Genomic DNA, 21,805 nt, shown 5'->3' on the forward strand with positions numbered 1-21,805 from the left:
GCCACCTCAGACCTCCAGCCGCTTGTCGAGGCCGGTGACGGCCCAGCGCCAGCCGACGACGCACAGCAGCACGAGGACTCCGGCGTTGAGGGCGGCCAGGGACCAGTCGACGGTGTCGAGGCACAGCATCCGCGACAGCGAGACGCCGTGCCACAGCGGAGTCAGCCGGGCCGCCCACTCCAGCACCGGACCGAGGTTGGCGATGGGGAAGAACGCACCGGAGAAGAGCGTCAGCGGCAGCACCCCGAGTCGGAAGAGCAGGCCGAAGCCCTCCTCGGACTTCAGCCGAGCGGAGAACCCGAAGGCGAGGGTGGCGAAGGCGCTGCCGACGAGCACCTGCGAGACCCACGCGAGGACCGGGCCCCACCAGGTCTCGAAGACGCCGAAGGGTGCCAGCACGAGCATGAAGACCGCGCACGCCGAGGCGATCCGGAAGACCACGAAGCACAGGAAGGCGTTGACCAGGTCGCGCACCGCCAGCGGCGTGGCGAGCTGGGCGAAGAACGTCTTGTGCCACTTGATGGCCCCCATCACGGGGTACGTCGTCTCGCTGACCGCGATCGTCATGGCGTGCGCCGCGACGAGCCCGGGCACGATGAAGGCGAGGTAGGAGGTGGCGCCCTCGAGGCGGTCGGGGTCGCCCTCGATGAAGCCGCCGAGCAGGACGCCCATTGCGAGGACGTAGAACAGCGGCGTGACGAAGGAGTTGGCCACTCCCCCGCGCCAGGTGCGCTTGTAGACGGTGAGCCAGTAGTCGTACTGCCGCGCGATGCCCTCGCGGACCGAGAGGGCGCCGCTCGGGCGGGTGGTGGGACGTGCGTCGGTCGTGGCCATCAGTCGGCCAGGCTCCGGCCGGTGAGGCGCAGGAAGACGTCCTCGAGGGTGGAGCGGCGCACCAGCGTCGCGATCGGGTGGAGCCCGCGCTCGAGGACGGCGGTGACGACCTCCTCGCCGTGGTCGCTGTAGACCAGGAGGCGATCGGGCAGCACCTCGACGCGCTCGCCGAGGTCCTCGACCTTGTCCGCGAGCGCCTCGTGCTCGCCGACGCCGAAGCGCAGCTCGGCGACCTCGCGGGTGGAGTGGGCGTCGATGAGCTCGCGCGGGGACCCCTCTGCGGCGATGAGCCCCTTGTCCATGACGACGAGCCGATCGCAGAGCTGCTCGGCCTCGTCCATGTAGTGGGTGGTGATCACGAGCGTGACCCCGGCCTGCTTGAGCCGGAAGAGCTGGTCCCACAGGACGTGCCGGGCCTGGGGGTCGAGGCCGGTCGTGGGCTCGTCGAGGAGCAGGAGGTCGGGGCTGTTGATCAGGCTCCGCGCGATGGTGAGGCGCCGCTTCATGCCACCCGAGAGGCTCTCGACCTTGGCCTTGGCCTTGTCGGTGATCTGCGCGAACTCCAGCAGCTCGTGGGCGCGGTCGCGGCAGGTCGCGCGGTCGATGCCGAAGTAGCGGCCGTAGATGTAGAGGTTGTCGAAGACGTTGAGCTCGTTGTCGAGGGTGTCCTCCTGCGGGCACACGCCGAGACGTCCGCGGATGGCCGGGCCGTCGGTCGCAGGGTCCATGCCGAGGATCCGCAGCTCCCCGGACGACACCGGGCTGACCGAGGCGATCATGCGCATCGTGCTCGACTTGCCGGCGCCGTTGGGGCCGAGGAAGCCGAAGGCCTCACCACGTCGCACGTCGACGTCGATGCCCTTCACTGCCTCGAAGTCACCGAACGACTTGCGGAGTCCCCGTGCCGAGATCATGGAGTCCGTCACATCGGCCGACACTAGAGGAGAGCGCGGACAACACGCCAACGACCACGCGGCCGGTCTCACCGGGTGATGACATAGGTCGAGACCGGTCCTGACGGCCCGTTCCCGAGGTAGCCGTCCTGGTGCATCCGCGCGACCTGGTCCCGGACCGAGCCGTGGCCCGACGCCTCGGCCGCGGCGGCACCTGCGGCGTAGCGGTCGAGGTCGTGGTTGTCCACGATCCGGTGGGTGCCGTCGTCGAAGAGCACGGTCGTCCGGTGCGGCTGGTCGGGGTTGTCCTCGCCGTCGAGGAGCGGCACCGCGTCACCCCGGTTCTCGAGGTGCAGGGCGTGGGTGCCGTCCGGGAGCTGCGCGACCTGCGCGGTCGGTGACCCCGCGGTCACGACGTGCTCGACGTCGAAGTGGCGGGTGAAGTCGGGGTCGGCCGCCAGCGACGTCGCCACCATCCCGCCCTGGGAGTGGCCCACCAGCGTCACGGCCTTGCCGTCGAGGCCGGCGTCGAGCATCGCCGCCCGGATGCCACGACCGTAGGCGCTGTCCGTGCCGCCGATCAGCTGGTAGTTGGTCTCCATGTCGCGCACCAGCGCGCCGGAAGGCACCGGTCGCATGTCGTCGGTGCCGGGCAGGTAGACGACGTAGCGCTCCTCCCCCACCTGCTGGACCTGGATCGCCCCATGCAGCGCCTCGGTGTGCGGACCGGCGTCGAGGTCGTTGGTGGCGGCGAGCTGCTCGACCAGCGCCCGGAGGCTGTCCGGGAGCACCTCGCGGGCACCGCCCTCGACGTCGGTGACGCGGGCGACCGAGTAGTCGGTGTCGTCGCCGAGCAGCAGCGCCATCAGACGTGCCGCGTCGTTGGTGGTGGGCTGGCCGACCGGCCCGTCGCCCGGGTCGAGCAGCCCCAGCCCCGGCACGAGCGACCCGACCAGCCCTCCCCCGCTGTTGAGCAGGTGCTGCGCCAGACCGGGGTGCTCGTGGAGCAGCGCCCCGAGCCCGTCGGTGAGGCGCTGCTCGAGCGCCTGCTGCTCCTCCGGTGTCAGCGACGACCAGCACGCGTGTCCGACTCCTCCCGCGACCAGCAGCATGGGGAGGGCCGTCACGGTCCCGGTCAGCACCACCCGCCCGAGCGTGTGGTCGATCGCCTCGCCGGCGTGACGCGACAGCGCGTCGCTCGCCCGGAAGGCCGCCACCACAGCGCGTACGCCGAGCGCGTCGGCCTCGATGCCCACGGCGCGCACTGCCAAGCCGTCGGTGCCGGCGGTGGCGCCGAGCACCTGGACCTCGGCGTCGGCGAAGGACAGCGGCGACAGCACCGCCGACTCGAGCAGGTCGCCGTCGGCCACGACCCGCACTCCGAGGCCAGCCATCTCGACGAGGTCACCGGCGTGCTGCTCGTAGCGTGCCGCGAGGCCCAGCATCTGCTCGTAGCCCGCCTCCACGCCGTGGGAGCCTCCTGTCACCGACTCGACCGGAGGCAGGATGCCGCTGCTCACGAGGTGACCTCGGCGGCACGCACGGCCAGCTCGCGCGGCAGGTCGACGACGCTGCGGCGCTGGATGCGGACCATCGTCCAGCCGTCGCGGGTGACGGGTGTGAGCGAGCGCCAGCCGTCGCCCAGGAGCACCCACTCCACGATCCCGACGCCCGGGCGCCCCCGCCGGTCCCGCCCCATCACGGCGGCGTGCAACCGACCGCGTGAGTCGGACTCGAGCTGCTCGTGCCAGAGGCGTACGTCGGTGTCGGCAGCGGTCTCCAGCATGCCGGGCGAGTCCCCCGCGAGCGTCGTCCCGGTGTGGTCGGCGACCATCACGTCGAGGAGCTCGGTGCGGTGCCGTCGGACCGCCTCGCCGGTGGCGAGCAGGAGCTCCCACGGGGTCTCGACCACGGCGGGCAGCGGAGCGGCACAGGTGCTCTCCCGCAGCATGGCGAGGTCCACGTGGGCGGCCCGACCGAGCTCGAGCCACCAGTCCTCGGCGGCGAGCCAGGCCAGCTCGAAGGCGAGACCGTCGCCGGTCGAGAGGCACACGACCCAGTCGTCGAGGTTGCGGTGCCAGCTGCGGACGCGGACCGTACCGCGGCGCAGGCGGACCAGCACCTCGAGCTCCACGGCGAGCGCCGGGGCGTGCCACACCGCGAGGACCGCGCGCCCATCGTCGGTGGGTACGCCGTCCGCGACGAGGCTGGCGGCCACGAGCGCCTCGTCGAGGTCGGCCACCGGCACCGCCGGCGCGGGGACGTCGTCGCCGAGCCGACCCACCAGGTCGCCGGCCGCTCCCCCCACCGGCGCAGGCACCGACGCGAACGGGGACGGCACCCCGGTGAGCTCGGCCAGCCGGTCGACAGCAGCGCGGGTGAGGCGTACGCGTCGCGGGGTGACCGTCTGCTTCTCGACCGCGTCGCCCCGGGCGTCGAGCAGGATCGCGTTCATCGCACGCCCCCGGACAGCCGGTCGGGCACGTCGAGCCAGTCGCGGTGGCCGTCGGGCGGCGGCCGGAAGCTCGCCAGCAGCTGGTCGGCCGGGTCCGGGGCCAGGTCCCGGACCCGGTCGAGCGCCGTGTCGGCCAGGCTCGCGAGTCGTGCGCACGCGCCCTCGACGAGGCCCTGCACCCGCCGGGCGATCTCGCGGATCAGGTCCTTCAGCCGGTCGACCTCGTCGGCATGGCGGCGCAGCGCCCGTGCGGCGTCGTCGTGCTCGTCGGCCGTGCGCCGCAGCGCGACCGCCCGCTCCGTCATCCGCTCGCGCATCGCCTGCGCGGCCCGGCCCTCCCACACGACCAGCTCGGACGCGCCGACCAGCCGGTCCGCGCCCCTTCGGATCTCGGCGCCCTGCTCGCCCACCTGCTGGGCCAGGCGCCGGATCACCCCCGTGTCTCCGTACATCTGTCTCTCCTCGCCCCCGCGGCGCCGTGGTGCGCCACAGGTCCGATGCCCGAGGCGGCACCGCACCAAACGAGGGCGCGGGCGAGCTGTGGACAAGGCTCCCGGACGCCTTCGCGCGCCTGCCTACTGTGGAGGGGTGAACGACCGCGTCGTCGAGCCCGTCTCGTCGCACCCGCCGGCGCTGCACGGCCGGGTGATGATGACCCAGCACTGGCGCGACCTGACCTTCCTGCACTGGGCTGTCGACCCGGCGCTGGTCGCGCACCGCATGCCCCCGGGCGTCCGCCCCGACACCCTCGACGGCGCCACCTACGTCGGCCTGATCCCCTTCCGGATGGTGGGGGCAGGTGTCGCGCGCGGTCCGGGCGTGCCGTGGCTGGGCACGTTCCTCGAGACCAACGTGCGCCTCTACTCCGTCGACGAGACCGGTCGGCGCGGGATCGTCTTCCTCAGCCTCGACACCGACCGCGCCGGCGTCGTGCTGGGTGCTCGCGCGGCCTTCGGCCTGCCCTACCGCTGGGCGCGGATGCGCCACCGGCACGACGGCGACGTGCACACCTACGACGCCCGCCTGCGCCACCCCGGCGCGCGCGGGTCGAGCCGCCTCGTGGTCCGCGCCGGGGCGCGCCGCGAGAGCACGCCGCTCGACGACTTCCTCAGTGCCAGGTGGGGCCTGCACCAGCGTTGGTGGGGCCGGACCCTCTACGTCCCCAACCAGCACGAGCCCTGGCCGGTGCACGACGCCGAGGTGCTCGCGCTCGACGACGGCCTGATGGCGTCGGTGGGCCTGCCGGGACTGGCCTCGCGACCGCCCGACCACGTCGGCTTCAGCCCGGGTGTGTTCACCGAGTTCGGCCTGCCCGGCGACGCCCGGCGCCCGCGCGCCTGACCCGGGTCCGCCTCAGGGTCGGACCGGGGCTGATCCCGATGGTGGTGCGGCGCGGGTCGCAGCAGGCTGGAGGCACCAGCCGACCTCCGGAGGACACACCATGGACGACATCCGATCCGCCTTCGCCCGCCAGGGCCTCGTGCGGTCCAGCGACAGCGGGATCCTGGGCGGCGTCTGCGCCGGCCTCGGTCGCCGGCTCGGTCTCACGCCGTGGATCGCGCGGCTGCTGTTCGTGGTGCTGCTGATGGTGCTGCCCGGCAGCCAGCTCCTCGTCTATCCCGTCCTCTGGTTCGTGATGCCCGCCGACGACAGCGTCGTCGCGACCGTCGGCAGCACCAGAGATCGGTAGTCCTGCCGATGCCGGAGCCGCAGCAGGCCGACAGACTCGACGGGATCACCCTGGGGAGGGACCGATGATGCACACCATCTGGCGTCGCAGTGCGTACGCCGACCAGCTCGAGGCCGAGGTGCGCGACGCGCACTGCTGCCGCGACCGTGACCGCTGCGCGTCCTGCCGGGTGAAGCTCGACGAGGTCCGCGCGATCCGACGTGACGCGGTCCTGCACTCCATCGCGACCACCAGGCCGCGTCGCTCCATGCGCTGAGCACCCGGACCCTCTGGCCGCTCCCGCACGATCGGCGTACCGTGCTGGATGTGTCCTCATCACCTGTGGCACAGCGGCTGTTCCGGACCGTGGGCGAGAGCCCGGTCGCGGAGCGGGTCGCCGGTGCGCAGGAAGCGCTCTACCGCCCGCTCCTCGACTGGGCCGTACGCAGCCCGCTGCACACCGACCGGCTCGGCCACTCGGTGCACCCACCGCTGACCGACGTCACCCTCGGGTGCTGGCTCGGCGCGTCGGTCCTCGACGCCCTGGGCGGGCCGGGGGGTCAGCGCAGCGCCGCCCTGCTGGTGGCGAGCGGTCTCGTGGCGTCCGGTCCGACGGCGATCGCGGGCGCCGGCGACTGGGCGACGATGTCGGGCAGCGACCGCCGCATCGGCGCGGTCCACGCCCTCGGCACGGACGTGGCAACCTTCTTCTTCGTCGGATCGCTCATCGCGCGGCTGCGCGGACGGCACAAGACCGGTGCACGCCTGGCCGTCGCCGGGCACGTGGCCATGGCGGGAGCCGGGCTGCTCGGCGGGCACCTCGCCCTCGTCCGCGGCACGGCGGACCGCTCCGCCGCCGAGGTGCGCTAGACCTGTCGCAGGATTTCTCGACCGGCGATGTCGAAAGGCGCCTGCGCCGTTCGACGTACGTGCGACAACCCGCTCAGCCCACACCCACAGGAGTGATCACGATGCCGCGTTTCATGGGATTCGTCCGAATGGAGGAGAACATCGGCATGCCGCCGCAGTCGTTGTTCGACGCGATGGACACCTACATCGGCGAGCGCGCCGCCGACGGCCGCTTCATCGACGGTGGTGGCCTCTTCGGGACCGAGGACGCCGTCAACTTCGTCGTCCGCTCCGGCGAGGTGAGCCGCGTCGACGGGCCCTACGCCGAGGGCAAGGAGGTCGTCGGCGGCTGGTCGCTGCTCGAGTACGCCACCGTCGAGGAGGCCGTGGCCGACCAGCGGGAGTTCGCCGAGCTCCACGCCAAGCACTGGCCCGAGGCGACCGTGGTCGCGACGCTGCGCCAGGTCTCGGGCGGCCCCGAGACGCCGGGCGACTGACGCAGCCTCACTACGCTGGCCGCGTGCCGGCACCCTTCAGGACGGACGACCCGACCGAGGCCGTCCACGCCGCGTGGCGGGCCGACTCGGCCCGCCTCGTCGGCGCCCTCACCCGGATGACCCGCGACGTCGAGCTCGCCGCCGACCTCGCACAGGACGCACTCGTGGCCGCGCTGGAGCAGTGGCCGGCCACCGGCGTGCCGGACAACCCGACCGCGTGGCTGATGACCACCGCGAAGCGGCGCGCCGTCGACCACTTCCGGCGCGCCGAGACGCTGCGCCGCAAGGTCGCGGAGATCGAGGGCGGCAGCAGAGGAGAGGAGGCGCAGGTGCCCGACCTCGACGACCAGGTCGACCACATCGAGGACGACGTCCTGCGCCTGGTCTTCCTCTCCTGCCACCCCTCTCTCACCCCGGAGTCGCGGGCCGCGCTGACCCTGCGTCTCGTCGGTGGCCTCACCACCGCCGAGATCGCCCGCGGCTTCCTGACCAGCGAGTCGACGATGGGCCAGCGGATCTCGCGGGCCAAGAAGACCCTGTCGTCCGCCCGCGCCGACTTCGAGCTGCCGACCGGGGACGAGCGCACGGCGCGCCTCGACGACGTGATGGCCGTGGTCTACCTGATCTTCAACGAGGGCTACACCGCCACCGCCGGCGACGAGTGGATGCGCCCCGACCTCGCCGCGGAGGCCGTCCGGCTGGCGCGGATGCTGTCGACCCTGGCCCCCGACGAGCCGGAGGTGCTGGGGCTCCAGGCGCTGCTCGAGATCCAGGGCTCGCGGACCGCCGCCCGCCTCGACGACGACGGCGTACCCGTCCTGCTGGAGTCGCAGGACCGCAGCCGGTGGGACCGCCTGATGATCCGCCGCGGGCTGGCTGCCCTGCGCGCCGCGGAGGACCTCGCCTCGCGTGGGGCGCCCGTCAGCCGCTACTTCCTCCAGGCCTCGATCGCCGCGCAGCACGCTCTCGCCGCCCGCGCCGAGGACACCGACTGGCGGCGCATCGCTGCCCTGTACGACGTCCTGGCGCAGGCCGCGCCCGGTCCGGTCGTCGAGGTCAACCGTGCGGTCGCCTACGGGCGGGCGCACGGCCCGGAGGCGGGCCTCGCCGTGCTCGACGCCGTGGCACCCGACGCCCTCGGCGACTCGGCCCTCGTGCCGAGCGTGCGCGGCGACCTGCTCGAGCGCGCCGGCCGGCACGACGAGGCTGCTGCCGCCTTCGCGGAGGCCGCTGGCCGTACCCGCAACGCCGGCGAGCGCACCGTGCTCGAGCGGCGGGCGGCCGAGAACGCGCGCGTGGCTCGCTGACCCCGAGACCTTCGGCCCTGTCGCAGCCCGTCTGCGGGTGCCACGATGCAGGAGAGCCTGAGGAGGCGATGCCCGTGCGGCACCTGACGATCGCAGGTCTGGCCCTGTCCCTGTCCCTCGCCGCGGCACCCGCAGTCGCGGCCGTGATCGACGGCACCGGCGGGAACGACCGGTTGACCGGCACGTCGCGTGCCGACGTCATCCGGGGACTCGGTGGCCGTGATGTGCTGCAGGGCCGCAGCGGGCCCGATGTGCTGCGCGGCGGACCGGACGCGGACATGGTCTTCGGCGACGGCGGCCGAGACCTGCTCGTCGGCGGCACCGGGCGCGACGTACTCTCCGGCGGACCCGGTGGCGACCGCCTGCGCGGTGGCGCCGGTGCCGACTCCCTCACCGACGGCGTGATCACCGAGCTGAGCGCCGAGCCGGGCAACGACCTGCTGCGTGCCGGCCCGGGCGACGACTTCCTCGGCGTGACCGGCGGTCAGGACCGGGTCTTCGCCGGCACCGGCGACGACGAGCTGAAGACGATCGACGACGGGGTGGTCGACACCATCGACTGCGGCGACGGCACCGACTCGGTCACCTACTTCGAGGTCGACGGCGAGGGCGGCCTCGACCCGCTCGACGTGCTCGTCGGGTGCGAGCAGGTGAGCGAGGCCCGCTGACCCAGGACGGCCGACAACTTGTCGGGCACGTGCGGCGTCACACCGCCGTACGACACCCACTCGCTCGGCGCACGTCATGACGGCCCGACCCGAACGCAAGGCCACCCATGTCTGCCCGTCTGCCTGCCCGACGCCTCCTCACCCGCGGCGCCCTCGCGCTGCTCCTCCCCGCCTCCCTGCTCGCCGGTTCGGCGACCGGCTCGGCCTCGGAGCCGGCGCCCCCGTCCGAGCCCGCGGCCAACGTCGCGGTGAAGAAGGCCAAGCGCCAGTGGGTCAAGCTCGAGGCGCTCCCCCCGATCGTCCAGCACGGCCGCGGCGTGGCCAGCCCGGACGCAGCGCGCGCCGCGCTCACCGCGACGCTGCGCCCCGTGCGGGTGGGCCGCCGGTTCGAGCTCCAGGTCCAGCAGGACGACATGTGGTCCGTGGTCGCCACCGCACGGCAGGACCGTCGCGGCCGGGCGCAGTTCGCCGCCGCGTCCACCGACGGGAAGGGAGCGCTGACCTACCGGGTCAAGGCCCTGCCGTTCCGCGGCCTCCGCAAGGTCACGAGCGCCCCGGTGAGCACCGCCCGCTGGCAGCGCGCGTCGTGGACCGACGAGTTCTCCGGCGACCAGCTCGACCCGGTGTGGAACCACCGCGGCCGGGAGTACGTGAAGACCGCCCGCCGCTCGTGCTCCAAGGGCGACCCGCGCGCCGTCACCGTCGGCGGTGGGGCCGCGCGCCTCAGCGTCATCAAGGACCCCGACACGACGAAGAAGTGCCGCATCCGCGGTCGCGACGCGGTGCCCGGAAAGTACGCCTACCGCCTCAACGGCCACATCGGCACCCAGGGCGCCTACTCGTTCCGCTACGGCCACGCCGCCGCCCGGGTGAAGTTCCACCGCCTGCGCGGGCAGCACGGCGCCTTCTGGCTCCAGCCGGCCGACGGCATGCACCCCGCGTCCACGGGCGCGGAGATCGACGTCGTGGAGTACTTCGGCGACCGCCACCCGCAGGGCGGACTGGCCACCTTCATGCACCGCTACGACGCCCGCGGCCGCGTCTCCTCGGGCGGCTGGATCCCGAACTCGCGCTCCTACCTCCACGGCAGGCGCGACGGCTGGTCGAAGAACTACCACGTCTTCTCGGTCGAGTGGACGCCGCGCACGGTCGTCTTCCGCATCGACGGCAAGGAGACCCGCCGGATGCGCGTGGGCATCTCCGACGTGCGCCAGTTCCCCATCCTGAGCCTCATCGCCGCCGACTACGAGATCCCCAAGATCCAGGGCAGCCGCCTGCCCCAGCACATGTACGTCGACTGGGTGCGGGTGTGGGAAACGCCCGAGCCGTGACGCGTCAGCTCGCAGGCGTCAGCCGCAGCAGCCTCCCGGCGCCCTCGTCCTCGAGCAGCCAGATCGCGCCGTCCGGCCCCTGCTCGACCGCCCGGACCCGCTCCCCGAGGTCGTAGACCTCGGTGTCGGCGGCGCGCTGCTCCTCGAGGTCGACGCGCACCAGCGCCTCGCCGGAGAGGGCGCCGAGGAAGGCATCGCCCTGCCAGTCGGGGAACATCTCGCCCGAGTAGATCAACAGGCTGCCCGGAGAGATGCTCGGCGTCCACGACCGCACCGGGGCGGCGTACCCGTCCCCCTCGGCGTGGTCGGGGATCTCGCCGCCGCCGTAGTCGCTGCCGTCGGACGCCTCGGGCCAGCCGTAGTTGGCGCCCGCCTCGACGAGGTTGAGCTCGTCGCCGCCCTCGGGCCCCATCTCCGAGGACCAGAGCGTGCCGTCGGGCGCGAACTCGAGGCCGAGCGGGTTGCGGTGACCCCAGCTCCAGATCTCCGCCGTCACACCACCCTCGTCTGCCATCGGGTTGCCCGGCGCGGGCTCGCCGTCGAGGGTCAGCCGCACGATGGAGCCGAGCGTGTTGGTGGTGTCCTGGGCCGGGTCCTTGAGCTGGCGGTCGCCGGAGGAGACGAAGAGGTGCTCACCGTCGGGCGAGAACGCCAGCCGGTGGCTGAAGTGGCCGTCGCCGTCGGTCTTCGGGGTCTGGCGCCAGATGACCTCGAGGTCGGTGAGGGCCGGCGCGCCGCCGGTCTCCAGGCGGGCGCGGCCGACCGCGGCGCCGACTCCCCCGTCGCCGGCCTCGGCCCAGCTGAGGTAGACCAGCCCGTCCTCGGCGTACGTCGGCCCCGGCAGCACGTCGCCGAGCCCGCCCTGACCCGCGTCGACGACCTCGGGTGTGCCCGCGACCTCGACCCGCTCGCCGGTGTCGGCGTCGCGCAGGTGCAGCGTGCCGGTGCGCTCGGTGAGCAGCAGGTCCCCGTCGGGCAGGAAGGCCATCGCCCAGGGCTCGTCGAAGCGGTCGACCTCCTCGACCGCGAACGGCCATCCCTCGTCGTCGGCCGCGGTCACCGGGCCGAGCGCGCCCGAGGAGGCGCTGTCGGCGGAGCACCCTGCGGTGAGCGCAACGACGAGTGCGGCGAGGGCGAGGGGCGCTGACTTCATGCGTCCATCGTGCGCGCAGCGGCCAACCCCGGCGGCGTACGTCCTAGGGTCGGCGGATGGAACCCACCGACCTCTCCCCCGCCGACCTGACGCACCTGCGCCGCTGCGTCGACCTCGCCCGCGAGGCGCTCGAGGCCGGCGACGAGCCGTTCGGCTCCGTGCTGGTGGGCCCGGACGGCGGGGTGCTGGCCGAGGAGCGCAACCGCACCGGTGCCGGTGACCAGACCCGCCACCCCGAGCTCGACCTGGCCCGCTGGGCCGCCGCGCACGTCGCTCCGCAGCTGCGCGCGGACTGCACGGTCTACACCTCCGGCGAGCACTGCCCGATGTGCGCGGCCGGCCACGCCTGGGTCGGCCTGGGGCGGATCGTGTACGCCGGGTCGACCGCGCAGCTCGTCGAGTGGCGCCGCGAGTGGGGGCTGGCGCCCGGCCCGGTGCTGCCGCTGGCGATCAACGCCGTCGCGCCGGACCTGCCCGTGGTGGGCCCGGCGCCCGGGCTGGCCGAGGAGCTGCGCGAGCTGCACCGACGCAGCGCGAGCCGACCCGCCTGACGGTCCCGCCACCCGATGAGGTGGGCCGGCACCCACCGCCACGGTAGGAAGGAGCCATGCGCATCCTCTTCACCGGCGGCAGCGGCAAGGCCGGAAAGCACGTCGCCCCCTACCTCGCCGAGCAGGGCCACCATGTCACCAACGCCGACCTCGTCCCCCTGGGCCACCCCGACGTCTCGGACCTCCGCGTCGACCTCACCGACACCGGCGAGGTCTACTCCGCGCTCGCCGGGCTCGCCACCTTCGACGAGCTCGACCTGGCCGAGAAGCCGACGTACGACGCCGTCGTGCACTTCGCCGCGGTGCCCGCGATCCTGCTGCGCCCGGACTCGGCGACGTACGCCACCAACGTGCTCAGCACCTACAACGTGCTCGAGGCCGCGACCCGCCTCGGCATCCGCAAGGTCGTCTTCGCCTCGTCCGAGACGACCTACGGCGTGTGCTTCGCGCAGGGCGAGCGCAAGCCGCTCTACGTCCCGGTCGACGAGGAGCACCCGACGGTCCCCGAGGACTCCTACGCGATGTCGAAGGTCGCCAACGAGGTGACCGCACGGTCCTTCCAGGCGCGCACCGGGGCCGACATCTACGGCCTGCGGATCAACAACGTCATCGAGCCGCACGAGTACGCCGAGATGTTCCCGCCGTTCCTCACCGACGCAGGCCTGCGGCGACGCAACATCTTCGCCTACATCGACGTGCGCGACCTCGGCCAGATGGTGCAGCGCTGCCTCGAGACCGACGGCCTCGGCTACGAGGTCTTCAACGTCGCCAACGCCGACATGTCGGTCGCCGCGACGACCGACGAGGTCATCGAGCAGTTCTACGACGGCGTCGAGGTACGCCGCGAGATGGGCCGCGACGAGACGTTCTACGCCATCGACAAGGCGCGCGAGCTCGTCGGGTTCGACCCGCAGCACTCGTGGCGCGACGTGCTGGACGACCCGCGGGCCTGAGCCCTAGCCGCTGAAGGCGGCGCGCCCCTGGGTCGCCGACGTGCCGAGGTCGTTCTTCGGCAGTGCCTCGCCGGCCCGGACCGCGTGAGCCCAGGCGTGGGTGGTGGCCACGGCGGCGAAGTTCGAGTGCAGCAGCACCATCAGCGTCTCGTGGAGGGTCTCGGCTGACACCTGACCCTGCTCGTTGGCGAGGTGGATCGCTCCGGTCGCGTCGGAGAGCACCTCGGCGGCCAGGCCGAGCCCCTCGGCCTCGACCGCGGTGGCGATGTCGCAGTTGTTGGTCATGAAGCCGACGATCGTGACCGTGTCGACGCCCTGGCCGGCCAGCCACGCGGCGACGTCGGTGCCGGCGAAGACGCTGCCGTTCTGCTTCGTGGCCCGCTTCCACGACGGGTCGAGCCGCGCCTCCACCTCGGGGTGCAGCGCCCAGCCGGCGGACCCGACGGCGAAGACGGGCGCGCCCTCGGGGTATTCGTGCTGCACCACCACGACGGGGATGTCGTGCTCCTGGGCAAGGTCCATCGCCCGCACGACGTGGGCGAGCGACTCCTCCCGCGGCGGGTGCTGGACCTGCAGCGGCCCGTCGAAGTACTCCTGCTGGACGTCCACGACGACAAGGGCGCGGCGGGGGGTGCTCATGGGATCTCCTCGGCTGGCGAACGGCGGTCACGGCCATCCTGCCGCAGGGGCCCTGACCAGGTGGCCAGGAACGACAGGAGTCCCGGACCCATCGGGCCCGGGACTCCTGTGTGGTGCGGTCGATCAGGCCTGCTGGCCCAGCGCGAACTGGATGTTGCCCTCCTCGTCCACGCCTCCGTCCAGGATCTTGTCGGCGAGCAGCTCCGACGCCTGGCCGTCGACGTAGACGGTGGCACCGTCCTGCTCGAGCACGATGTCGTCGGCCGCGGCCTGGTCGGCAGGGCTCACGGACATGGACTGCCCGTCGGCCTCCGTGGCGATGCGGAGCGCGGAGATACCCGGCACCTCGTCGGCAAGCTTCTTCACGATCTCGGTCACGTTCTCGGTGAGAGCAAGCATGGGCTCTCCTTCCGAATAGCGAATGTGTCACCTCCACCATCACGCGGACCGCGCGAGCAGGCAAACCGAGATCGCTCGTCGGGGTGTGCTCGGCGCGAGCGAGGAGGCTCAGGCGACGAAGGCGATCAGCTGGTCCCACTGCGCGAGCAGCACTGCCAGGTGCGGCAGGTCGCGCAGCTCGACGCGTGCGCCGGGAATGCGGGCGGCGAGCGCGAGCCCCTGCGACACCGGTGTCCCGTCGCCGTCGACCGTGCCGTAGTGCAGCAGCGTCGGGCACTCGATCAGCTCGGGCGCGTGGTCCCACGCGGAGAAGGCGAGCGCGGCGTCGCGGAGGTATCCGCTCGGGTCGTCCAGGGCCTCCCTGGCGGCGGCCGCGTGCTGGCCCGGAGTACGACGGGCCAGGGAGGCGGAGGCGCCGCCGTCGAGCAGCGCCGCCCACCTGTTCCCGAGCGTCTCGTCGTCCGGGTCGTCGCCGACGATGCCGGCCCGCCACGCCAGGAACTCGGGGGCGTACCTCTCGACCTTCTCCGACACGCTGCCCTCGTCCGTGCGCACCTGCGTCTCGACGAGCACGAGGGCCCGCACCCGGTCGGGGTGGCGCGCGCCGGCCACAGCGGCGTACGTCCCTCCGATCGACATCCCGATCAGTCCGAACCTCCCGTGCCCCAGCCGTTCGGCCACCTCGACCAGGTCGTCGGCCACGCTTGCCTGCGTCGAGGCGTACGGCGTCGAGGCGCCGTACCCGGGACGGTTGATGCTGACGAGCCGGACGCCTGCGCGCGCCGCCGCGTCCGCGCCCGACGTGGCGACGAGCCGGCTGTCGGGACAACCGGGCAGGAGCAGCACCAACCGCCCGTCGGGATCGCCTCCCGACCACACCTGGACGGTCCGGCCGTCACGCATCTCGAGGAGCATTCGGCGAGGCTAGCCGGGACCGAGGGTCCATGATGAGGCGATGACGACCTCTCCGGGCAGCAACGACTTCGAGGGCAGGACCTTCGTCCGCACGAGCTTCAAGGGTGCGACCCTGCGCTTCTCCGACGTCAGCGGCGTCACCATGCGCAGCGTCGACGTCGACGGGCTCGACATCGACAGCCACGACCTCTTCATGGGCAGCCTCGTCGTCAACGGCGTCGACGTGGTGCCGCTCGTCGAGGCCGAGCTCAACCGGCGCTTCCCCGGCCGCGAGCTGCAGAAGGCGCAGACGCCGGAGGGACTCCGGGAGGGCTGGGTCGCGGTGCAGGCCGCGTGGGCCACGACGGTCACCGAGACCCCTCCCGAGCTGGTGGACGCCCACGTCGAGGACGAGTGGTCGCTGACGCAGACGCTGCGCCACCTCGTCCTGGCGACCGACACCTGGCTCCGCGGCGGGATCATGCGGGTGGAGCAGCCCTTCCACGAGATCGGCCAGATCTTCGACGGCGCCGAGGGCATGGGCTTCGACACCTCGATCTTCCGCGCCGACGAGCCGACCTTCGAGGAGGTCCTCGCCGTGCGGGCCGAGCGCCAGCAGATGGTCACCGACTTCCTGGCCGGCGTGACGCCGGAGCAGCTCGCCGAGGAGCGCGACGACCCCTGGGGCTTCGACTGGCACCCGACCGTCGGCGACTGCCTGCGCGTGATCCTCGAGGAGGAGTGGGCGCACCTGCGCTACATACGCCGGGACCTGGCGCTGCTGGCGTGAGTCGGGCCTGAGGGTCGGAGCGGCAGTGACCCCTAGAGTGGCGAGGCTCGTGGTGGTCCCGGGTCGACCCCGGATTGCCACCCACCTACCCGCGAAGGAACGCCATGTGCCGAGTGCTCGCCTACATCGGGCCCGAGATCCCTCTCGAGAGCCTGCTGCTCACGCCGTCGAACAGCCTCATCAACCAGGCCCTGGAGCCGGAGCGCTACCCGGACCTTCACCTCGCCGGCTGGGGCTTCGGCGCCTGGAGCGAGCACCTGCTGAAGCCGGAGGACCCCTTCATCTACCGCCGGCCCATGGCTGCGTTCTACGACGACAACGCCACGCGCATGATCCCCAGCCTCCAGGCGAGCACGATGCTCGGCCACGTGCGGGCAGCGGCGTACGACTCGAAGGTGGTGATGGTCGACGAGAACTGCCACCCCTACTCCTTCGAGGAGACCCCCTGGATCCTCGCCCAGAACGGCGACCTGCCGAACTGGATGCTCCTGCAGAGGGAGCTGCTGCAGCACTGCGAGGACAGGTACCTCACGCAGATGCGCGGCACGACCGACACGGAGTTCCTCTACGTGCTCCTGCTCTCCCTGCTCGAGGGCGACACCGACGAGGACGTGCAGCGTGCGGTCGAGAAGATGGTCACGCTCATCGCCCGCGCGATGGCCGATCTCGACCTCCGCGCCCTGGCCAAGCTGAAGATGGCGCTGGTGACGCCGAACCGGATCATCGGGATCAACACCGGTCTCGGGCACCACGGCGAGACCGACCCGGCCGGTGACTGGAGGGAGCTGCGCAAGGCCGACCCCGGCACGGACGACTTCGCCCTCTCGATGCTGCTGGAGCCGATGTACATGACGATGGGTAGCAACTTCGAGCACGACCTGACCTCGTTCAGCTTCGAGACGAGCGGCGAGGAGGGCGCGACGGCTGCCATCTTCGCCTCGGAGGAGCTGACGGAGGACACCGACGGCTGGTCCTCGCTCGAGTTCGGCGAGATCGTGTTCCTCGAGAAGTCGGACGGGAGCATCAGCCGGACCGTGAACCGCCTGGAGGTCCAGGGCTAGGGGCGGGTCCTAGTCTCGATCCATGGCTTCTGACATCCACTTCTACTTCGATCCGGTGTGCCCCTTCTGCTGGCTGACGAGCAAGTGGGTCCGGATGGTTCAGGCCGAGCGCGACCTGTCGGTGGACTAGCGCTTCATCTCGCTTCGCCTGATCAACGAGCACATCGACTACGACGCCCACTTCCCGCCGGAGTACGAGGCGGGCCACACCGCCGGCTTGCGCCTGTTGCGCGTCGCCGCCCGGGCCCGTCACGATCACGGCGCCGAGACCGTGGACATCCTCCAGGCTGCGCTCGGAGCGCACATCTTCGACACCCCGCCGGCAGCGACCGCGGACGACGAGGCCGACCGCCACCGGCACGGCACGAGGGAGTTCCTCGAGCCCGTCCTCAGTGAGGTCGGCCTGCCCGCCGAGCTCGCCGACGCCCTCGACGACACCTCTTGGGACGACGCGATCCGCGCGGACGGCGACGAGGCGCGCGCCCTGACCGGCAAGGACGTCGGCACGCCGATCATCCACTTCGAGCCGCCGGACGGCGTGGCGTTCTTCGGCCCCGTGATCAGCCGGCTCCCCGAGCCCGAGCAGGCCGGCGAGCTGTGGGACCACGTGGTCGGCCTGGCCCGTTTCCCCGGCTTCGCCGAGCTCAAGCGCAGCCTGCGCGAGCGACCGCAGCTGATCGGTTTCGGCGTGGACCCCGACACCGTCGGCAAGCAGGAGGACTGGCACGGCGGCAGCCGCCGGCAGAGGAGTGAGCGCGGATGACACAGCCGACACAGTCACGGACCCATCAGGACAGCGTCGTCGTCGCGGCCGAGCGCGGCCGCGAGTTCGCCTGGGTGGTGGGCCAGGGCTTCGTGCGGTGGGGCTTCGTCCTCGAGGCGGAGGGAGCGGGCACGCGGCTGACCGAGACGTGGGAGTTCCTCCCGGCAGGTCAGTCGATGTTCGCGGAGAAGTACGGCGACCGGGCCGCGGACGAGATCGAGGACCGCACCCGGCACGCCCACACCGGGATCCCCCGGACGCTCGCCGCGATCAAGCAGGTCGCCGAGACGGGCGCTGGCCGAGCCGGAAGCCCACTCCCCCGGCGATGACCACCAGCCCGAGCGCCACGGCCGCTGCGCCGGCCACCTGCCATCGCGACACGATGAGGGCTGACCCACTGGAGATGGGGTCGCTCCAGCCCATGTGCCAGTCGGGGTCGTCGCTCAGCGGCGTGTAGGCGAACCACCCGAAGTCGTCGGGACCGGCCTGGGCGGACAGCATGACCACGACGCCGCCACACACCAGCACGAGGCCCAGGACCCACCACAGATGACGACGCATGCGGCGAGTATCGCCGACCGCCGTGGAATGCTGCGGACATGCGCCGCGTCGCCACGTTGCTCCTGCTCCTGGGTGCCACCGTGCTCGGGTGTGGTGCCACCGACGAGCCCGACGAGGCACGGACGGTGCCCTTCCCAGACGACCTGACGGCGTACGTCGACCAGTCGCGGTTGCAGCGCGAGGGACGCACCCTCTTCGTACGCCTGGTGAACGACGCCGAGCGGCGCGTCACCGTCACCCACGCCGACATCGAGTCGCCGCGGTTCGGCACGATCACCTGGACCGGCGAGAAGTCCTTCGAGAACGAGGCGGACCTCGAGTTCGAGCTGCCGAAGTCCGGGTGCGGCACCGGGTCGGACGCCGAGGTCCGACTGACCTACCGCATCGACGACGGACCCGAGCTGCGGTCGACCACCACGGCGACCGACCGCTACGGCGCAGTCGCCCTCTTCATGGACCGCGACTGCGCCGAAGAACGGCTGGGCGAGGCGGCGACCCTCGAGCTCGGCGCCGTACGCATCGTGGGCGAGGGCAGGAACTCCGTCTACGAGCTGCCGGTGACCCTGACTCCCAGCGGGGCCCAGGACGATGTCGCGTTCATGGGCTTCGAGGACACGGTGCTGTTCAGGCAGGTCCCCGGCTCGGCCCACGTCGACGAAGGCATCACCTATCCCCTGGGCCCCGACGACCCTCCGGTGGAGGTCGTCCTGCGGCTGATCCCCAGCCGGTGCGACCCGCACGCGCTGGCGGACGACAAGGTCGGCACCCTGGTGCCCGTACGCGTGACGGGACCCGACCTGCCGGCGGCGGCTGCGTTCTACCTGCCGATCGGCGACGAGCGGCGAGCCGCCCTGCGGGGATTCGTGCCGACGCACTGCGAGTGGTGACGCGCGACCCCTTCCCGTCGGGCGCGACGAGGCGCACCATGGAGGCATGGCCTTCATGTGGCTACTTCTGGCGATCGCGCTGGCTCTGTGCGTCGGTACCGTTCGGGCCCTGTTCAACGACGGGCGGCCGCTCCGGCCCCCTGTCTCGCACTGGCAGGACCCGCTCTTCGTGGCTCCCGGCAGCCGGATCGAGCAGTCCTCCCGAGCAACGCTCTTCGAGCCCACCCCCTGGTCACGGGAGCAGGCGCCTCTCGGCTCCCCCAGCGCCCCGCCCGAGGTCCTGCAGATCGGGCGGCGCAGCTAGCACGGCGAGCCGTCGGAGCCTGCTGTTGCGCCGGTCCTCACGGTGCCGTGAGGCTGCGGATCGCGTCATCGAAGGCGCGGCCGGCCGCCCGCCATGCCCCCGACGGGGCACCCTCACCGGCCAGACCCAGCAGGTGCGGAGTCAGGTCGGCGCTGAAGCCTTCACTGGCCTCGCGGGGAAGCAACGAGGGCAGGTTGTCGATGGCGATGACGTCCAGCGGCACGCTGTGCTCGCCCGTGCCGTCGTGCAGCCGCCTCACCGGTTCCTGCCACGAGGTGGTCCTGGTGTTCACCGGAAGCATGTTGGTCGGACCGGTGACGTCGCACGTGACGTCCGCGAGCACCCGCAGCCGGCGCTCGTGGTCCAGGTCCGACTGCTCCACGAACGGTGTGGTCGGGGTGTGCGTGACGACGCAGTTCACCAGCAGGTCATGGCCGAGGAGCGCCTGCTTGTGCAGGTCTCGCGTCTCCTCACGATCCCACGAGGTCACCGGCATCCCGGCGGTCCTCAGCGCGTGCTGCGCTCCACGACCGGACCGCCCCCGCGCCCCAGTGACCAGGGCGAGCAGCTCGTCGGCCCCGGCCTTCCCGGCCTGCTCCAGCTCAGCGTCGAGCTCGTGCTTGGCCATCGGCGCGAGTGGCGCGGCCAGCCCGCCGGCAAGGTGCAGGACACCGAGGGCGGCGCCGACGTAGCCAGCCCAGTAGCCGAACGCGACCACCCGCCGGCCGTCGTCGTCGGTGAGGTACTCGATGTCGAACAGACGTCCCCCGCCGCGGCTGAACCGCTCGAGCGTGCGCCGAGCGTCCTCCTGGCCCTTGAAGGCATGCGCGAAGTAGATGTGCCGATGGCGCAGCGACTCCGGCCCGTCAGGGAGCTCCTTGATCCCCAGCACATAGGCGTGCTCGGGCGCGTCGACCCAGCTGCCCTCCGTCGCGACCGAGGCACCGGCTGCGGCGTACTCCTCGATGGCGAAGGTGCGTTGGGGAGACTCCTCGACGGTCACCTCGAACCCGGCCCCGATCAGCTGAGGGATGTCGGCGGGCACGATGGGCGTACGCCGCTCGGTGTCGCGCGACTCGGACCGGATCCACACATGGACGGGGTGCATGGCGTCAGGATGCCATCGGTCACCCGCCACGCTCTCGCGCGTCTGCTTCTGCGTCGTCGTGACGCACCCTGTGCGCCAACCGCACGTGCGTCGGTGCTCGCGTCTGGGAAGGTGACGGCGTGACAGTGGACGTCGACGACGCCCGGATCCGTGACCGCGTGGCTCAGCGGCGCCAGCAGCGGCGCGACGGGGTCGACCTGTGGGTGGAGCTCGATGGACTCGACCAGCCGGCGGGCGTGGTCCGCGCGGCCGTGAACCAGATCGATGACGGTGCCCGGAGATGGGAGGTCCGCCCCACCACGGGCGGCGCCTGGACCTGGTTGTCCGACATGGCTGACTGGCACGAGCGCGTGCTCGAGCTCGCCGCTGTTCTCTCCGGCATGGGCCACGCCGGATCCATCTCGGTGCCGTGGGTGGACCCGCTGTTCCACCGGGGCTCCGACGTCCCCTTTCCCACCGCCTACCTGACCCACCGGGTGGATCCGCTGGCCGACGCGGGTCCGTTCAACGCGCACGGCGTGCCCGAGCCCCGGTGGGGTGTGTCCGAGTCGGCGACCGAGCGGCTGCTGACGCACGCGGTGGCCTGGGCCCTGGTGCCTGGCACCGGTGCCCACGTCGGCGACGTCGTACGAACGCCCGTCCAGGAGCACGACGCCGTCTCGCTCATCAGTCCCTTGCTCGACAGGCGACTCAGCAACCTCGCCCTCGCCTCCACGTCGCGCGCCGGCGGGGAGCTGCGCCGGTCGGTGGGGTTCTCCCCCTTCGGCCAGACGTGGTGGATCGACCTCGACCGGGACGCCGACCCGACCGCGCTCGCCGAGCACACACAGGGCCTGCTCCTCGACCACGCGCCCGACCTGCAGTTCGGTGCCGTCCACCTGACCTACCCCGGCACCGACGAATCGGAAGCCACGACCACCAGCGTGTGGCGCCGACACCCCCACCTGTGGTCTGCGTACGTACCTGACGCCTTCGGCGTGCAGCTGGTGACCGGACGCCACCTGGCCCACGCACACGACCTGTCCCAGTGGCACGTCACTGAGGTCGCCGAGGACCGCTGGCTGGTGGCCGCACGTGACCTGGCGGCGTGGTTCCGTCCCCCCGAGCCATCGACAGTTCGGAGCCGACAGTTTCCCGACCCGGCCCTGCGGGCCCGGGCTCGCGAGGACTTCGGCGCCATGATCCTCACCCGGGAAACCGCCGCGGCACATCGGCCCCAGCGCTGACCTCCACCGTGTG

At 72.3% G+C, this 21,805-nt stretch carries 28 protein-coding genes; 17 read left to right on the plus strand and 11 right to left on the minus strand.

What is annotated here, in order from left to right; all coding sequences use genetic code 11:
- Positions 1-6 precede the first annotated feature (6 nt).
- The 5 genes from IRX98_RS04135 to IRX98_RS04155 are packed head-to-tail and all read right to left on the minus strand — an operon-like array spanning position 7 to position 4,634.
- Entirely contained in the window at positions 7-834 is an 828-nt protein-coding gene (locus tag IRX98_RS04135; protein ID WP_224274070.1) for an ABC transporter permease, read from the minus strand.
- Positions 834-1,760 (minus strand): ABC transporter ATP-binding protein, encoded by a 927-nt coding sequence (locus IRX98_RS04140; protein ID WP_224274072.1) that lies wholly within the window; start codon positions 1,758-1,760, stop codon positions 834-836. Before IRX98_RS04140 ends, IRX98_RS04135 begins: the two co-directional genes overlap by 1 nt.
- 56 nt (positions 1,761-1,816) lie before the next feature.
- Positions 1,817-3,247, minus strand: a complete 1,431-nt coding sequence (locus IRX98_RS23330; RefSeq protein WP_224274074.1) for a PGAP1-like alpha/beta domain-containing protein — start codon at positions 3,245-3,247, stop codon at positions 1,817-1,819.
- On the minus strand, positions 3,244-4,182 hold the full coding sequence (locus IRX98_RS04150) for a hypothetical protein (RefSeq protein ID WP_224274076.1): 939 nt from the start codon (positions 4,180-4,182) through the stop codon (positions 3,244-3,246). The genes IRX98_RS23330 and IRX98_RS04150 overlap by 4 nt, the downstream gene beginning before the upstream one ends.
- Positions 4,179-4,634 carry a WXG100 family type VII secretion target gene (locus IRX98_RS04155; protein ID WP_224274078.1) on the minus strand — a complete coding sequence of 152 codons (456 nt, stop codon included), beginning with the start codon at positions 4,632-4,634 and terminating at the stop codon, positions 4,179-4,181. Before IRX98_RS04155 ends, IRX98_RS04150 begins: the two co-directional genes overlap by 4 nt.
- Before the next feature lie 136 nt (positions 4,635-4,770).
- Here IRX98_RS04155 and IRX98_RS04160 point away from each other — a divergent pair, with 136 nt between their 5' ends.
- The 8 genes from IRX98_RS04160 (at position 4,771) to IRX98_RS04195 (ending at position 10,503) form a co-directional block, all read left to right on the plus strand.
- On the plus strand, positions 4,771-5,523 hold the full coding sequence (locus IRX98_RS04160; protein ID WP_224274081.1) for a YqjF family protein: 753 nt from the start codon (positions 4,771-4,773) through the stop codon (positions 5,521-5,523).
- A gap of 100 nt (positions 5,524-5,623) precedes the next feature.
- Positions 5,624-5,872, plus strand: coding sequence for a PspC domain-containing protein (locus IRX98_RS04165; RefSeq protein WP_224274083.1), 249 nt, complete (start codon positions 5,624-5,626; stop codon positions 5,870-5,872).
- Positions 5,873-5,936: 64 nt separating this feature from the next.
- Positions 5,937-6,128: a hypothetical protein gene (locus tag IRX98_RS04170; protein WP_224274086.1), complete on the plus strand. Its 192-nt coding sequence runs from the start codon at positions 5,937-5,939 to the stop codon at positions 6,126-6,128.
- A gap of 50 nt (positions 6,129-6,178) precedes the next feature.
- Entirely contained in the window at positions 6,179-6,721 is a 543-nt protein-coding gene (locus IRX98_RS04175) for a hypothetical protein (protein WP_224274088.1), read from the plus strand.
- A 113-nt stretch (positions 6,722-6,834) separates the two neighbouring features.
- Positions 6,835-7,197, plus strand: a complete 363-nt coding sequence (locus IRX98_RS04180; protein WP_224274090.1) for a YciI family protein — start codon at positions 6,835-6,837, stop codon at positions 7,195-7,197.
- Between the two features lie 23 nt (positions 7,198-7,220).
- A complete protein-coding gene (locus IRX98_RS04185) occupies positions 7,221-8,504 on the plus strand; it encodes an RNA polymerase sigma factor (protein WP_224274092.1) in 1,284 nt (427 codons plus the stop codon).
- Positions 8,505-8,578: 74 nt separating this feature from the next.
- Positions 8,579-9,172 (plus strand): calcium-binding protein, encoded by a 594-nt coding sequence (locus tag IRX98_RS04190; protein ID WP_224274095.1) that lies wholly within the window; start codon positions 8,579-8,581, stop codon positions 9,170-9,172.
- A gap of 107 nt (positions 9,173-9,279) precedes the next feature.
- On the plus strand, positions 9,280-10,503 hold the full coding sequence (locus tag IRX98_RS04195) for a glycoside hydrolase family 16 protein (protein WP_224274097.1): 1,224 nt from the start codon (positions 9,280-9,282) through the stop codon (positions 10,501-10,503).
- A gap of 4 nt (positions 10,504-10,507) precedes the next feature.
- On the opposite strand, the gene IRX98_RS04200 is transcribed toward IRX98_RS04195, so the two are convergent.
- Positions 10,508-11,656 carry a PQQ-dependent sugar dehydrogenase gene (locus IRX98_RS04200; RefSeq protein ID WP_224274099.1) on the minus strand — a complete coding sequence of 383 codons (1,149 nt, stop codon included), beginning with the start codon at positions 11,654-11,656 and terminating at the stop codon, positions 10,508-10,510.
- Positions 11,657-11,712: 56 nt separating this feature from the next.
- Between IRX98_RS04200 and IRX98_RS04205 the strand changes: the two genes are divergently transcribed.
- Both IRX98_RS04205 and IRX98_RS04210 read left to right on the plus strand, forming a co-directional pair.
- Entirely contained in the window at positions 11,713-12,207 is a 495-nt protein-coding gene (locus IRX98_RS04205) for a nucleoside deaminase (RefSeq protein ID WP_224274102.1), read from the plus strand.
- A gap of 56 nt (positions 12,208-12,263) precedes the next feature.
- A complete protein-coding gene (locus tag IRX98_RS04210; protein ID WP_224274104.1) occupies positions 12,264-13,160 on the plus strand; it encodes an NAD-dependent epimerase/dehydratase family protein in 897 nt (298 codons plus the stop codon).
- Between the two features lie 3 nt (positions 13,161-13,163).
- Here the strand turns inward: IRX98_RS04210 and IRX98_RS04215 are convergent, their stop codons facing one another.
- The 3 genes from IRX98_RS04215 to IRX98_RS04225 all read right to left on the minus strand — a co-directional run bounded on the left by IRX98_RS04215 (position 13,164) and on the right by IRX98_RS04225 (position 15,113).
- Entirely contained in the window at positions 13,164-13,799 is a 636-nt protein-coding gene (locus IRX98_RS04215; RefSeq protein ID WP_224274106.1) for an isochorismatase family protein, read from the minus strand.
- A 123-nt stretch (positions 13,800-13,922) separates the two neighbouring features.
- On the minus strand, positions 13,923-14,198 hold the full coding sequence (locus IRX98_RS04220; protein ID WP_224274108.1) for an iron-sulfur cluster assembly accessory protein: 276 nt from the start codon (positions 14,196-14,198) through the stop codon (positions 13,923-13,925).
- Positions 14,199-14,306: 108 nt separating this feature from the next.
- On the minus strand, positions 14,307-15,113 hold the full coding sequence (locus IRX98_RS04225) for an alpha/beta fold hydrolase (RefSeq protein ID WP_224274110.1): 807 nt from the start codon (positions 15,111-15,113) through the stop codon (positions 14,307-14,309).
- 40 nt (positions 15,114-15,153) lie between these two features.
- Between IRX98_RS04225 and IRX98_RS04230 the strand changes: the two genes are divergently transcribed.
- The 4 genes from IRX98_RS04230 (at position 15,154) to IRX98_RS04245 (ending at position 18,035) form a co-directional block, all read left to right on the plus strand.
- Positions 15,154-15,882: a DinB family protein gene (locus IRX98_RS04230; RefSeq protein ID WP_224274112.1), complete on the plus strand. Its 729-nt coding sequence runs from the start codon at positions 15,154-15,156 to the stop codon at positions 15,880-15,882.
- Positions 15,883-15,986: 104 nt separating this feature from the next.
- A complete protein-coding gene (locus tag IRX98_RS04235) occupies positions 15,987-16,943 on the plus strand; it encodes a class II glutamine amidotransferase (RefSeq protein WP_224274114.1) in 957 nt (318 codons plus the stop codon).
- Positions 16,944-17,091: 148 nt separating this feature from the next.
- Positions 17,092-17,706 (plus strand): mycothiol-dependent nitroreductase Rv2466c family protein, encoded by a 615-nt coding sequence (locus IRX98_RS04240; protein ID WP_372456013.1) that lies wholly within the window; start codon positions 17,092-17,094, stop codon positions 17,704-17,706.
- Complete coding sequence (locus IRX98_RS04245) at positions 17,703-18,035, plus strand: hypothetical protein (protein WP_224274119.1); 333 nt, start codon at positions 17,703-17,705, stop codon at positions 18,033-18,035. Before IRX98_RS04240 ends, IRX98_RS04245 begins: the two co-directional genes overlap by 4 nt.
- Here the strand turns inward: IRX98_RS04245 and IRX98_RS04250 are convergent.
- Positions 17,977-18,267: a hypothetical protein gene (locus tag IRX98_RS04250; protein ID WP_224274121.1), complete on the minus strand. Its 291-nt coding sequence runs from the start codon at positions 18,265-18,267 to the stop codon at positions 17,977-17,979. The genes IRX98_RS04245 and IRX98_RS04250 overlap by 59 nt on opposite strands.
- Before the next feature lie 38 nt (positions 18,268-18,305).
- On the opposite strand from IRX98_RS04250, the gene IRX98_RS04255 reads away from it, so the two are divergent.
- Both IRX98_RS04255 and IRX98_RS04260 read left to right on the plus strand, forming a co-directional pair.
- Positions 18,306-19,154: a hypothetical protein gene (locus IRX98_RS04255; RefSeq protein ID WP_224274123.1), complete on the plus strand. Its 849-nt coding sequence runs from the start codon at positions 18,306-18,308 to the stop codon at positions 19,152-19,154.
- A 46-nt stretch (positions 19,155-19,200) separates the two neighbouring features.
- Positions 19,201-19,458: a hypothetical protein gene (locus IRX98_RS04260; protein ID WP_224274125.1), complete on the plus strand. Its 258-nt coding sequence runs from the start codon at positions 19,201-19,203 to the stop codon at positions 19,456-19,458.
- 37 nt (positions 19,459-19,495) lie between these two features.
- Here the strand turns inward: IRX98_RS04260 and IRX98_RS04265 are convergent, their stop codons facing one another.
- Positions 19,496-20,566, minus strand: a complete 1,071-nt coding sequence (locus IRX98_RS04265; RefSeq protein WP_224274128.1) for a saccharopine dehydrogenase — start codon at positions 20,564-20,566, stop codon at positions 19,496-19,498.
- A 119-nt stretch (positions 20,567-20,685) separates the two neighbouring features.
- Here IRX98_RS04265 and IRX98_RS04270 point away from each other — a divergent pair, with 119 nt between their 5' ends.
- The gene (locus IRX98_RS04270; RefSeq protein ID WP_224274129.1) at positions 20,686-21,792 is read left to right on the plus strand and encodes a hypothetical protein; all 1,107 of its coding nucleotides are present in this window, start codon (positions 20,686-20,688) and stop codon (positions 21,790-21,792) included.
- The last annotated feature ends 13 nt before the right edge of the window (positions 21,793-21,805 follow it).

The sequence above is a fragment of the Nocardioides lacusdianchii genome (assembly GCF_020102855.1).
In the GTDB taxonomy this organism is placed as follows: Bacteria; Actinomycetota; Actinomycetes; order Propionibacteriales; family Nocardioidaceae; genus Nocardioides; species Nocardioides lacusdianchii.

Coding starts and splice junctions, on each gene's coding strand:
- IRX98_RS04135 (WP_224274070.1), bottom strand. CDS start 834: ATGGCCACGACCGACGCACGTCCCACCACCCGCCCGAGCGGCGCCCTC.
- IRX98_RS04150 (WP_224274076.1), bottom strand. CDS start 4,182: ATGAACGCGATCCTGCTCGACGCCCGGGGCGACGCGGTCGAGAAGCAG.
- IRX98_RS04155 (WP_224274078.1), bottom strand. CDS start 4,634: ATGTACGGAGACACGGGGGTGATCCGGCGCCTGGCCCAGCAGGTGGGC.
- IRX98_RS04165 (WP_224274083.1), top strand. CDS start 5,624: ATGGACGACATCCGATCCGCCTTCGCCCGCCAGGGCCTCGTGCGGTCC.
- IRX98_RS04170 (WP_224274086.1), top strand. CDS start 5,937: ATGATGCACACCATCTGGCGTCGCAGTGCGTACGCCGACCAGCTCGAG.
- IRX98_RS04180 (WP_224274090.1), top strand. CDS start 6,835: ATGGGATTCGTCCGAATGGAGGAGAACATCGGCATGCCGCCGCAGTCG.
- IRX98_RS04195 (WP_224274097.1), top strand. CDS start 9,280: ATGTCTGCCCGTCTGCCTGCCCGACGCCTCCTCACCCGCGGCGCCCTC.
- IRX98_RS04200 (WP_224274099.1), bottom strand. CDS start 11,656: ATGAAGTCAGCGCCCCTCGCCCTCGCCGCACTCGTCGTTGCGCTCACC.
- IRX98_RS04205 (WP_224274102.1), top strand. CDS start 11,713: ATGGAACCCACCGACCTCTCCCCCGCCGACCTGACGCACCTGCGCCGC.
- IRX98_RS04210 (WP_224274104.1), top strand. CDS start 12,264: ATGCGCATCCTCTTCACCGGCGGCAGCGGCAAGGCCGGAAAGCACGTC.
- IRX98_RS04215 (WP_224274106.1), bottom strand. CDS start 13,799: ATGAGCACCCCCCGCCGCGCCCTTGTCGTCGTGGACGTCCAGCAGGAG.
- IRX98_RS04220 (WP_224274108.1), bottom strand. CDS start 14,198: ATGCTTGCTCTCACCGAGAACGTGACCGAGATCGTGAAGAAGCTTGCC.
- IRX98_RS04225 (WP_224274110.1), bottom strand. CDS start 15,113: ATGCTCCTCGAGATGCGTGACGGCCGGACCGTCCAGGTGTGGTCGGGA.
- IRX98_RS04230 (WP_224274112.1), top strand. CDS start 15,154: ATGACGACCTCTCCGGGCAGCAACGACTTCGAGGGCAGGACCTTCGTC.
- IRX98_RS04235 (WP_224274114.1), top strand. CDS start 15,987: ATGTGCCGAGTGCTCGCCTACATCGGGCCCGAGATCCCTCTCGAGAGC.
- IRX98_RS04245 (WP_224274119.1), top strand. CDS start 17,703: ATGACACAGCCGACACAGTCACGGACCCATCAGGACAGCGTCGTCGTC.
- IRX98_RS04250 (WP_224274121.1), bottom strand. CDS start 18,267: ATGCGTCGTCATCTGTGGTGGGTCCTGGGCCTCGTGCTGGTGTGTGGC.
- IRX98_RS04255 (WP_224274123.1), top strand. CDS start 18,306: ATGCGCCGCGTCGCCACGTTGCTCCTGCTCCTGGGTGCCACCGTGCTC.
- IRX98_RS04260 (WP_224274125.1), top strand. CDS start 19,201: ATGGCCTTCATGTGGCTACTTCTGGCGATCGCGCTGGCTCTGTGCGTC.
- IRX98_RS04265 (WP_224274128.1), bottom strand. CDS start 20,566: ATGCACCCCGTCCATGTGTGGATCCGGTCCGAGTCGCGCGACACCGAG.